Origin of the sequence: Rhizobium sp. SEMIA 4085, assembly GCF_013004495.1 — a bacterium.
GTDB classification, from domain to species: domain Bacteria; phylum Pseudomonadota; class Alphaproteobacteria; order Rhizobiales; family Rhizobiaceae; genus Rhizobium; species Rhizobium gallicum.
The window spans coordinates 1-11,027 of sequence record NZ_JABEPH010000203.1; the positions used below are offsets into that span (position 1 = coordinate 1).

Here is an 11,027-nt window from a genome sequence, read left to right on the forward strand (position 1 = left end):
CTTGGGTGTGTTGAGTTTGGCTCTGACGCGCTGCTTGAGAATTCAGCCAGCCATGCGCTCCATACCGCTTTAGGATTTGAGGAGACACAGCGCGTCGTGTTCTTCCGAAAGCCACTGTAGGCCGGTGCTGCCCTTCCACGAGGATGGTTCGCCGCACAAATCCTGCAGACTGTCTGAAAACTACGCGTATATCTGATGCCGAAAACGGGTATATTGCAAATACCGGAAGTGATATGCAGGGAGTGTGTTGATCTTGGAGTATAAGATAAACCCTCACCCTTCCTCCGCCGATTTGAATCCTCTCTGGTCCGCTGCATGGGGAGCGCCTGCGCCAGCCTCGCTCGCTGATATGCTCTCACGCAGTCTCGGCCATATCGGTGTCTATGATGGCGATATAATTATTGGGTTTGTGAATGTAGCATGGGACGGTGGAACCCACGCATTCATTCTCGATACATGCGTTCATCCCGACTACCGTAGGCTCGGCATCGCAACTCGTCTTGTTGAGAAGGCAATAGCGCTGGCTCGACAAAAAGGCGCTCGTTGGCTTCATGTCGATTTTGAGCCTCACCTTGAGCCGTTTTATCGCAAATGCGGTTTCCGTCCAACGGCAGCGGGGTTAATTGCCCTCCAGTCAAATTAATTCTGGAGACGGATCAAAGCTCCGGTGCGGATTCCAGAGCTGTGGTAATATTTGCCATGGCACATCTTTCAGGAACAGATTGCGCGCAATTGCTGCTTCTCGCATCGAAGCTTTCGTTGATGGGCTCGATCTTGCTGCCGCAGGCTTTGTGCGGGTGGCTGCGAAGGAGACCGGCCGTCCGGGTTATGATCCGGCCGACGTTTTGAAGCTGTAGGTTTACGGATACATCAACCGGGTTCGGTCGAGCCGGCGGATAGAGGCTGAGGCGCATCGCAACATCGAGGTGATCTGGCTGCTGCGGCATCTGAAGCCCGACTTCCGCACCATCGCCGATTTCCGCCGCGTGAACTGGTCGGCCTTCAAGGAGGTGTTCCGGGAGTTCGTCATTCTGTGCCGGCAGCGAGATCTGTTCGGGCGAGAGCTTCTGGCGGTGGATGGCACGCGCATCAAGGCGGTGAACAACAGGGACCGCAACTTCACACGGGCAGCGTTGACGACGTCCATTAAAGAAGCCGATGAGAAACTGGCCGATTACATGAAGCGGCTCGATGAGGGCGATGCGGAAGAGGAGAAAGCCAGCAGCAATGGCGGCGGTTCCGGCCGCGGCGATGGCAAACTCGGGGAGAAGATCGCGGCAATCAAAGGCAAGCGGGATCGCCACAAGGCGCTGCCGGATGAAATGGACAAGACCGGTGAGGACCAGATCTCGCTGACCGATCCGGATGGCCGGGTCATGGCGCGCATGACGAAGGTGGGCGTCGGTTACAACATCGAGCCGAGCTGGGTCTTTGAGGAAGGCGTACCACTCGAATTCCTCCATCAGTTCGAAGACGATGGCGATGCGACGTTCTACGTATTCCGCGGCTATAGAGACGCAAGCATCAGGCGTGGAAAGGAAAGGTCAGGTTCCTGAAGCTAGCTGCCCAGACCAATGAAAGCATTATCCGGCTTGATGGCGATGTGACCGGTTGATGTGCGGGCTCTCCGCTCTTTTGCATCGCCGCTTCAGGCCGACAGGGGACGACGGCTCGGCGGGAAAGAGTCCAGAGCAGTCGCTGCAGGCAATAGCTTAGCCGCCTTTTGACTGGGCGTGTGGCAGCCGAAATATTCGCGCAAAGAATTTCTCATTAGACTGACGGCCAAGCAGAGCGCCAATCGCTGCGGTTGCCGCTACGGCAAAGGCCAGACGACCTCCAAGAACGCCATAGACATCGGCGCCAAGCGAGATCATCAAGATCGTGTCCTCAATCACGCTATGTGCGAAGCCCATGAACACGCATGACAGAAAGATCTGGTGCGGTGATATTCCGCCCGACCGCGCCTCGCGGATCAGAAGACCGGCACCGTAGGAAATCCCTAGGAACAATCCGACAGCGGTGAGCTTCTCTGCTTCGCCGCGGATGCCGGCAAGGCGCAATATGGGCGATAGAGCCTTCACCATCAGTTCCAGCAGCCCGGTCGCGCGCAGGAGCTCAAGGCTCCAGGACAGAACGACAAGGATTGCAAGCATCCAGATCATGGTCTCGCCGAGAGCATGGAAGTACTCGGGCCAACCGACCGTGGCGCTCATCGGGATCCAGGTCGGGTTGGCGGGAGCCGACAACCACCCCGTGGCCAGCAGAACATGATGCAGGAGAAAGGCGTAGAGCAAGCCGCCAAAGATGCGCAGCAGCGTCGTTGCCATCATCCCCGGTCCCGCCTTCTGAATGATCTTCTGCTCGATCGGCAGGCCATGCGCGAAGAGGATGAGCGCCGAAAAAACCGTGATGTCCGCGACACTCAGCGAGGATGTGGGAACCAGCGTAAAAATGAGCGGGATGGCGCCCCATATTCCGACGAGCATTCCCGTCAGCCAGGCCAGCCCAAATTCCGGGGGCAGGCCAACCAGGTCCATGACAGGCGCAAACGCGGGCGCCACGGCCTTGATCACTCCCATCCTCGCCAACAACTCCGTCAGGACCGTGATGGGAACCATGATCCGGACAAGCTCCCAATAAATTTCGAGTGTTTCGCGGGTTTTGCGTAAAATGGGCATCAAGAACGGCATACGAGACCTCCGGTACAATAGCCTCAATGTGCTAGCCCCGGCCGCTTCGAATTTGTGGTCAATGATTGCGGATCTGAGCAATTTTATTGCAAAGGCGTGATTGACGGATAGGCTGCGAGAATGGATCGGATCGACCGGAAGCTTTTGAATCTGATGCAGCGCGACGCCTCGCGCACCAATGTCGACATGGCCGAGGAAGTGGGCCTGTCGCCGTCCAGTTGTCTGCGCCGTGTGCAGCGACTGCGCAAATCAGGCATCATCGACAGAATTGTCGCGATCCTCAATCCCACCAAAGCCGAACGCAGGATCAAGGCCCTGATTACGGTCGAGTTGAAGCTGCACGGCGAGCAGCATATGCGCCGCTTTCTGAAAATCGCAGTTTCCGAAGAGGCCGTTTCACAGGCCTATGCCGTGACGGGCGAAACCGATGTCGTTCTGATGCTGCTCCTGCGCGACATGGAAGAATTCGACGCCCTCTGCGAGAGGCTGTTTCGCGACCAGACCAACGTTGCCCGCTTCTTCACCATGATGATCATCCGAACCGCCAAGGAAGAAACGGCGATTTGGCTATGATCGGATGCCGTTTCCGGGTTACTGACCGCAATTGGCTCGAAAGCACAGTTTGCTACCTCGGCGTAGAAGTTGACGACGCCTTGCGGATTGCCGAGCAGACCGAACTACGATCAGCAAACCACCGGCGGAAGCCGATCGCCCTCGCGCCACAAACGGACCTACGGTCGACGATCCCGCGTATGAGGTATTTGGCGGCAAGTGGCCGTCAGAACTGTAGCGACCGAGCGCCACTCATGCCCGCTGGCGCGCCTGGGTGCTCGTCGGCGTTTCAGAGGGGGCAGGCGTGTTAAGGCAATCGCGCCGTCACACCTGACGGCCGATGAGGGACGGATCAATGAGAGCGAAAAATGGGTGTAAGAAACTATTTAATCGAAGGCGTTTCCGGCACCGGCAAAACCACGGTGGCTGAAGAACTGCGGCGGCGCGGTTACCACGTCATCCACGGGGACCGGGAGTTGTCTTATGTAGGCGATTCCGAGACTTGTGAACCGCTGGATGGGCTTGCTCACGAGACCGTGACGGACAGTGTCACATGGGAGCACGAGCACCACATCTGGGATATAGATAAAGTCACATCCGTGGTCGCTGATTAACGCAACTCGATCTCCTTCTTCTGCGGCGGTTCTCGAAATTTCTCCCGCTTTATTGATCTGTTAGACGGGGTTTTCGTTCTCGACGTCGATCTCGACACGTTGAACCGGCGGCTTGCCGGGAGACCAGGAGGCGAGTTTGGCAGTCGACCTGCCGAACGGTACTGATTGCGCGATTGCATGCAACGAAAGAGGATGTTCCTAAGTATGGTGTCGTAATCGACGCCACTGCGCCGCTCGCCGTCATTGTCGAGATTCTCTCCAAATGTATCGGGGGCACACCGCACGCGTAGACGTAGCTGTTCGTGGCGTTACTGTACAACTCCAAGGATCGGGCCGAACCCGCCATGCCAGGATCTGTCATGGCGACCCATCTTCGGGTTGTAAATTCCCACTCCTCGTCCACCGTCGAGAAACAAGGCATTTGGGCATTTCAGATGATCGCGGAACAGGCGCGCAAAATCATAGAAATTCACCGTGTCGTCGCTTGCGGCAAGGCGAACGGTGCCACCGCCACAGACTCCCACGCCGCTCCGACGGGTTCGGTCGGTCGACCCTAAAATCAGGGCCGGGTGCAGCTTGTTCTGAATGACAAGCATTGGACCAGACTGGGTGGCGAACCGCACCTTGAGGCGATGCTTCAAAAATTGATCTGTCGGGAGAATTCCAGCCCTTGTGTCGCCAAAAAAGAACACGCCGTTCGGTTTCTTATAGAAATTTGGCAGAGGACCGGCTGAGCCTTCACCCCCGGCCGTATTGGCGGGTCGTAGTTCTCGGCCAGCCTCGACATAAAGTCCCATCGGAGAAAAATCGGCGCGGTACATCCCTGCGTTCATCGCGAATGTCAGCGCTCGTCCCTCTTTTCCTACGGCGTCGGCGACGCTCGAGAAGTAACGGTAAGGCTTGCCATCGATATCCTTCCAGAATAATCGCAGCTCTGCTTTCCCCGGTTCCAGGGTGCAAACAATGTATCGCGCCTCCTCGAACGTTTCTTGCTCACAATCTTGGGCAAAAGCCGGCGGCAAGGACGTTATCAATGCAACCAGCATCACGGCTGCGATTAGCACTCCATTTTTCAGATACGTCATCGCTGCCGATGCCCCTTCTTCAGGTCTTAATGGACCGATCTCGTTGTGATTACATGACGCAGCTAAAACCGAATGTGACGCCTGGAGAAACTGCGTGGCCACTATGGGTAATTCCGGCAGTTCGAGGAAGACGATTTCGGGCGATCAACGAGGTCAGGAACCTTCATGCCCCTGAACCGCCCCATGTTCATCAAGGCACCCCATGTTCATCAAGGGAATTGAATCTCAGGATAGATGCAGCCAGTGCCGACGGGCTGTTCAAAGGCTGTAGGCCTGCTTGTCGTCAGATGCCAATTTCCGCAGCCAACGACGTGTACGAACCCGCGCGACATCCTGCAGTCGCCGGAACGTTAGGGCGAGACAGATGCGAAGCGCAAGCCTTGAGGCGATTTTCGCTAAAGAGCTGACGGGATCGAGGGCGCATCGAGCTGAAATGTCTGTGCTGTCGGGACCTAGCGACGGCGTCCTCGACCACGACCTTTTCATCTTGACGGCGGTATGAAGCAGCATGTCCTTGGCGTCGTTCGAAACGCATTCGCATCGGTTTACGCATCAGGAATTCACGCTGGTGCGGTCGCTCGACGATGCTGATGTCACCCGCGGGCGCCCGCCGACGCCGCAATGGTCCCGAGGAGTGTCGAAAGGTGGCCGCCAAAGCCGGTCAGGGTGCTGGTTTCGTTGACATGATGCGGTCTGCGGGATGTAGTGAAAGGCAGCATGGAACCGGTTCATCCGACCGCGGTTAATCCGAAAAGGAGGCTTTGATCATGGTGCCAGATGAAATGGACGTTGTACTCGCCACTCTTCCGCTGCGCGTCGGCACATATGTGCCGGACGATCTGCTTGAGGACTGGTTTGCCCCTGATACAGGGATGAACCCCGTCAGCGACCAATGCCTGCAGGCTGCCAAAGCCTACGGCCGGAAGTTTGAGTGCGAATTCAAGTATTATACGGATCGCCAGGAAGGAGTGTTTTGGAAATTCGTCCCAGCCATGTGACAGCGCTGCGGGCAAATCATAATTGGAGCGGCCGGCGCCGAGAGCGAGAGCTGCGGGCGCCGGGTCCAGACCGCAAATCTCGATTAGTCGGGGACGACGACGAGCTTTCCGATGAAGTTCTTGGCCATGAAGTCCGTCTGAGCCCGATGGAAATCCGATAACGGATAGACGCCGCCGACGAGCGGCCGGATTTTCTTGTCCTCGATATAGCGGACGAGCCGACGGAAGTCGGTGCGCGTACCCTGGCTCGATCCATGCAACTCCAGTTGCTTCAGGTACATTGTCCGCAAGTCGAGCTGAACCACCGGCCCGCCGATCGCACCGGCCGTCGTATAGCGGCCCTCGGGACGCAGGATCTTCAAAAGATCGTTGAACATCGATCCGGCGACGAGATCGGCCACGACGTCGATCGGCCGGCCGGCTGAGGCCCGATCGACGGCTTCGACGAGATCACCATCGCCGCGGGTGACGACTGATTCTGCGCCGATATCCAGCACAGCCTGCTCCTTGCCAGGCCCGGCGATCGCAATCGGGATTGCGCCGCGTGCTCTTGCGAGCTGGATAATCGCCGATCCGACACCGCCCGATGCCCCCGTCACCAGCACGAGTTCGCCCGCAGAAAGCCGCGCCCGCTCAAGCATCCGTTCTCCGGTCAGATAGGCACAGCAGAAGGTCGCAAGCTCGATATCGGTGAGATCGGTATCGACGACATGGGCATTTTCCGCAGGCAGCGCCATGTATTGGGCATAACCGCCATCTCGGCCATGACCCATATAGTCGATGTCGGCAAGGCTATCGTCTTTTCGATTATAGATCGAGAAATCGACCATCACCCGCTCGCCGATCCGTTTTGCGTCGATGCCGGCGCCAACCGCGACGATATGGCCGACAGCATCCGTCCCCTGGATGCGCGGAAACGTCAGAGTATTGCCCTTCCTGCGCCAGGTGGAGACGGCCGACGGGTCGTCTTCGGTGCCGTAGGCGCCCTGGCGGACCCAGACGTCGGTGTTGTTCATGCCGCAGGCCGTGACCTTGATGAGCACTTCGCCTGCGTCCGGGATCGGGACAGGGGTGGACCCGTTATAGACCAGCTTGTCGAGCCCGCCATGACCGACGAGTTGTACGGCTGCCATCGTCTTCGGAACAACGGTCATCTCACACTCCTTCAGACGGATTTGAAGACGCTGTCGATGGCTTCGGCGGCAGCCTTGACCACAGTATCGGCCTCGCCCCGGGTCAAACAAAGCGGCGGCGCAAAACCGAGGATGTCGCCGTGCGGCATGGCGCGGCCTATCACGCCACGCTCCAGCAGCGCAGCGGCCACCTGCGGACCGATTTTTTGCGAGGGATCGAAGAACTTGCGATCGTCCCGATCTGCAACAAACTCAACAGCCGCCATCAACCCGTCTCCACGCACCTCACCAACGTTCTTGTGACCGCCGACGGCCTTTGCCAGTTCCGAGCGAAAATAGGCGCCGGTCTCGCCGGCATTCCTCACGAGATCGAGCTCATCGATCAGTTCCAGGTTGGCAATCCCAGCGGCGGCGCAGATCGGATGTGCGGAGTAGGTCCAGCCATGACCAATCGCCCCCATCTGATCGGAGCCCTGGACGAGCACCTGCCAGACCCTGTCGGAAACGATCGTACCGGAAAGCGGCGCATAGGCCGAGGTGAGGCCCTTGGCGATGGTGATCAGGTCCGGCCTCATGCCGTAGTGGTCCGAGCCGAACATCGTGCCCAAGCGGCCGAAACCGGTCACCACCTCATCTGCAATCAGGAGGATATCATACTTTTCCAGCACGGCCTGGATCTGCTGCCAGTATCCGGCGGGCGGCGGAACGATACCGCCTGTCCCGAGGATTGGTTCGCCGATGAAGGCGGCAATTGTTTCCGGACCTTCGGCAAGGATCATCTCCTCCAGCTTGTCGGCGCAAAATTGCGAAAACCGCTCCTCGTCCATCGATCGGTCGGGGCGGCGGAAATAATAAGGAGCTTCCGTGTGGAGAATGGGCGCGCGCGGCAGGTCGAAAGCCTTGTGGAAAACTTCGAGCCCCGTTAGCGAACCTGTCATGACACCCGATCCGTGATAACCGCGCCAGCGCGAGATGATCTTCTTCTTGTCCGGACGGCCGAGGATGTTGTTGTAATACCAGATGAGCTTGATGTTCGTCTCGTTCGCATCGGACCCTGAAAGGCCGAAGTAGACGCGGCTCATGGCTTCGGGCGCGCGGTTGATGATCATCTTCGACAGCCTGATCGATGCTTCCGTGCCATGGCCGACATAAGCGTGATAGTAGGCAAGGTTCTTTGCCTGTTCGGCGATCGCATCGGCGATTTTCTGCCGGCCGTAGCCGACATTGACGCAGTAAAGTCCGGCAAAGGCATCGAGACTGGAGCGGCCGCTCGTATCGGTGATGTAGACACCTTCACCGTTGCCGATCACCCGCGTCGGCGTCTCGCCACGTGCGTGCATGCCCATATGAGTGGAGGGATGGAAGAAATGATCCCGGTCCCAGGCGTTGAGTTCGTTGCTTCGTTCCAGCATGGCATTGTCCTTGATGTTAAACGGGAGGGCCTCAGGCGGCCGTGTCGATGCAGAGGTATTTAAGCTCGGTGAAAGCTTCGATGCCGTGCCTTGAGCCCGCGCGCCCACGCCCGGTTTGTTTCCAGCCGCCGAAAGGAATGGGACCGCCGGTGATTTTCACCCGGTTGATCGCCACCATGCCGTATTCGAGCGCACGTCCAAGGCGCATCTGCCGGGCGCCATTCTCCGTGACGACATAGGCGACGAGACCGTATTCGGGGGCATTCGCCTTTGCGATCACTTCGTCTTCCGTGTCGAAGACGCTGATGCCTGCCACGGGGCCAAAGGTCTCCTCGCGCATGATGAGAGCATCGGCAGGAACGTCTGTCAGCAGCGTCGGTTCGAAGAACAGTCGGCCGGCGACGTGACGTTTACCGCCGGTGATCAGTTTGGCTCCGCGCTTCAGTGCATCGCAGACCTGTTCCTCGACCTTGACGATGGCACGTTCGTGCATCAGCGGGCCGATATCGGCATTCGCCGAAAGGCCGTCTGCCACTCTCAATGCTTTGATGTGGCGTGCAAATGCCTCAGCGAAGCGATCGGCAATTGAGCGGTGCACGAAGATGCGGTTGGCAGCCAGGCAATCCTGGCCCGACGTGGCGAACTTGGCGTCGATGGCAATTCTGGCCGCACGCTCGATGTCGGCATCGTCGAATATGATAAGTGGTGCATGTCCGCCAAGCTCCATTACCAGCCTTTTCATGCTTGACGCGCATTGAGCGGCAATGAGCTTGCCGATCCCGGTCGAGCCGGTGAAGCTCATCGCCCTGATGCGCTCGTCCTCGCACATGCGGCCGACGATGGTTGCCGCATCACCGGTGACAACATTGAACACGCCCGCCGGAATCCCGGCGCGCTCGCCGAGCTCGGCAAGTGCGAGTGCCGAAAGCGGGGTCTCGGATGAGGGATGGGCAACGACGGTGCAGCCGGCAGCAAGTGCCGCCGCAGCCTTGCGCGTGATCATGGCGGACGGAAAGTTCCACGGCGTGACGATACCGACGACACCGAGCGCCTCGCGGCGGACGATCATCTCAGCGTCCAAAAGGTGGCTGGTGACGTTTTCGGCATTCAGCCGCTTGCCTTCCTCACCGTACCATTCCACGAACGAGGCGGCATAATCGATCTCGCCCAAGGATTCCGAAAGCGGCTTGCCCTGCTCGAGCGTCATGATCAAGGCGAGATCTTCCTTTGATACCAGGATCAGCTCGAACCAGTTGCGCAGGATTTTTGCCCGGTGCTGCGGCAGCATGGCGCGCCAGGCCGGCATTGCCCGCGCTGCCGCGCCGATCGCCGTTGCCGTCTCGTCCGCCCCAAGACTTGCTACCCAGGCGACTGTTGTTCCAGAAGCAGGATCGGTGACTTCGAAACTCTTGCCGGCGTCTCCCGCCGACCAGCGTCCGCCGATATAGGCGAGATTACGCAGGAGATGCCTGTCCTTGAGGCGTGAAAGCGCATTGTGGAAATCGGGGCGGGCAAAAACCGCGGTCATGATTTATCTCCTCATTGCCGACGGGTAAGTCTCCCACAGGCGGAGGCGAGAAATTGTCCATTGCCGATGGCCAGAAGAGAGAGATTGACTAAGGCTGCGGCGTGCCGCGGCTGATCTGTCTACGCACCGGTTTGCGCATGACAATCCGACATGGGGTTGGGTCATCGGGTAATGACGAGCTGAGGACGGTGATACACACCACTTCAAGGGGAGAACCGGGTATCAAGCAGACGACACTTCAAAGGCCGCCAGCAGCGGCTTTGCTCTTTTGAATTGGACCGTCGAGACCTCGCTACCTGGCCGGGCCCAGACGCCGTGGGCTGCCAGAGATTGAACCTTCGCCTATCGTCACCGTTTTAAATGAGCCGGCAGCCACTACGCCGGTGCGCGCGGCAGGCTGCCGCACGCCGGCAATGGCGTGGTTGAACCGCAGCACATCACCGACGGCTGCGATCAGCGAAGGCCGAAGAAACTCAAAATCGCGATTACGATGACAACTGCGCCGACAAGCCAAATGAGATTATTCATGGAAATCCCCTATTGAGTTGAGCAAACACTTGCTTGTCAGCTCATAACACCTGCACAGGCTTACGGTTCCATCCCATCAATGCTCTCGCCCGTGGCGCAACGACAATGCTCGCCCGCGTGGACGCTACCAGGCATGAGGCGCCGACCACTTTGTCGGCCTTCATCGCATCGCAGATGATCGAAACCGCTTCCGTTGCGAGCGGGTCTGGTGGCTGAGGACTGAGCTGCCGATGCTCACTCACATCCAGCCTATACGGGTGGCCGTCGATTTAAGATCGTTCACGGTCGACCAATCAAAGCGCCAACGGGAAGGACCGTCTCGTCCTTCACCGTCTTCGTGACAATATAGGTAAAATAGCGCTCGATGCCGAGTTCCCGGTCAAGCAGGTCATCGATCAGCCGCTGGTAGGCGTCTATGTCGGGTGCTGCAATCTTCAGGAAATAGTCGATCCCCCCACCGCCCGGCCAGCGGCCGATGCCTTACGGC

The 11,027-nt window shown here is 58.5% G+C and carries 10 protein-coding genes and 3 pseudogenes; 7 read left to right on the forward strand and 6 right to left on the reverse strand.

All coding sequences use genetic code 11. The annotated features are described in order from the left end of the window. From C9413_RS33570 to C9413_RS19570, 4 genes and pseudogenes are all read left to right on the forward strand, one after another. Positions 1-120 (forward strand): annotated as a pseudogene (locus C9413_RS33570) (N-acetyltransferase); the annotation flags it as partial. Positions 121-250: 130 nt separating this feature from the next. Next, positions 251-643 carry a GNAT family N-acetyltransferase gene (locus C9413_RS19565; RefSeq protein ID WP_082046780.1) on the forward strand — a complete coding sequence of 131 codons (393 nt, stop codon included), beginning with the start codon at positions 251-253 and terminating at the stop codon, positions 641-643. Positions 644-722: 79 nt separating this feature from the next. Beyond that, the gene (locus tag C9413_RS34245) at positions 723-857 is read left to right on the forward strand and encodes a hypothetical protein (protein WP_281408648.1); all 135 of its coding nucleotides are present in this window, start codon (positions 723-725) and stop codon (positions 855-857) included. Positions 858-896: 39 nt separating this feature from the next. After that, complete coding sequence (locus C9413_RS19570) at positions 897-1,556, forward strand: hypothetical protein (protein WP_348648788.1); 660 nt, start codon at positions 897-899, stop codon at positions 1,554-1,556. A 156-nt stretch (positions 1,557-1,712) separates the two neighbouring features. On the opposite strand, the gene C9413_RS19575 is transcribed toward C9413_RS19570, so the two are convergent. Continuing rightward, the gene (locus C9413_RS19575) at positions 1,713-2,690 is read right to left on the reverse strand and encodes a nucleoside recognition domain-containing protein (RefSeq protein ID WP_040116248.1); all 978 of its coding nucleotides are present in this window, start codon (positions 2,688-2,690) and stop codon (positions 1,713-1,715) included. A gap of 120 nt (positions 2,691-2,810) precedes the next feature. On the opposite strand from C9413_RS19575, the gene C9413_RS19580 reads away from it, so the two are divergent. Beyond that, a complete protein-coding gene (locus C9413_RS19580; protein ID WP_040116247.1) occupies positions 2,811-3,263 on the forward strand; it encodes an Lrp/AsnC family transcriptional regulator in 453 nt (150 codons plus the stop codon). A gap of 347 nt (positions 3,264-3,610) precedes the next feature. After that, a pseudogene (locus C9413_RS19585) lies at positions 3,611-4,146 on the forward strand (AAA family ATPase). Between the two features lie 18 nt (positions 4,147-4,164). Here the strand turns inward: C9413_RS19585 and C9413_RS19590 are convergent. Further along, a complete protein-coding gene (locus tag C9413_RS19590; protein WP_040116246.1) occupies positions 4,165-4,941 on the reverse strand; it encodes a phosphodiester glycosidase family protein in 777 nt (258 codons plus the stop codon). A 764-nt stretch (positions 4,942-5,705) separates the two neighbouring features. On the opposite strand from C9413_RS19590, the gene C9413_RS19595 reads away from it, so the two are divergent. Continuing rightward, the gene (locus C9413_RS19595) at positions 5,706-5,939 is read left to right on the forward strand and encodes a hypothetical protein (RefSeq protein ID WP_170250788.1); all 234 of its coding nucleotides are present in this window, start codon (positions 5,706-5,708) and stop codon (positions 5,937-5,939) included. Positions 5,940-6,022: 83 nt separating this feature from the next. On the opposite strand, the gene C9413_RS19600 is transcribed toward C9413_RS19595, so the two are convergent. From C9413_RS19600 to C9413_RS19615, 4 genes and pseudogenes are all read right to left on the reverse strand, one after another. Beyond that, the gene (locus C9413_RS19600) at positions 6,023-7,093 is read right to left on the reverse strand and encodes an alcohol dehydrogenase family protein (RefSeq protein ID WP_040116244.1); all 1,071 of its coding nucleotides are present in this window, start codon (positions 7,091-7,093) and stop codon (positions 6,023-6,025) included. Positions 7,094-7,104: 11 nt separating this feature from the next. Beyond that, positions 7,105-8,484: an aspartate aminotransferase family protein gene (locus tag C9413_RS19605; RefSeq protein ID WP_040116243.1), complete on the reverse strand. Its 1,380-nt coding sequence runs from the start codon at positions 8,482-8,484 to the stop codon at positions 7,105-7,107. Positions 8,485-8,515: 31 nt separating this feature from the next. Then, positions 8,516-10,012, reverse strand: coding sequence for an NAD-dependent succinate-semialdehyde dehydrogenase (locus C9413_RS19610; protein ID WP_170250787.1), 1,497 nt, complete (start codon positions 10,010-10,012; stop codon positions 8,516-8,518). An 807-nt stretch (positions 10,013-10,819) separates the two neighbouring features. Continuing rightward, a pseudogene (locus C9413_RS19615) lies at positions 10,820-10,999 on the reverse strand (Lrp/AsnC ligand binding domain-containing protein); the annotation flags it as partial. Positions 11,000-11,027: the final 28 nt, after the last annotated feature.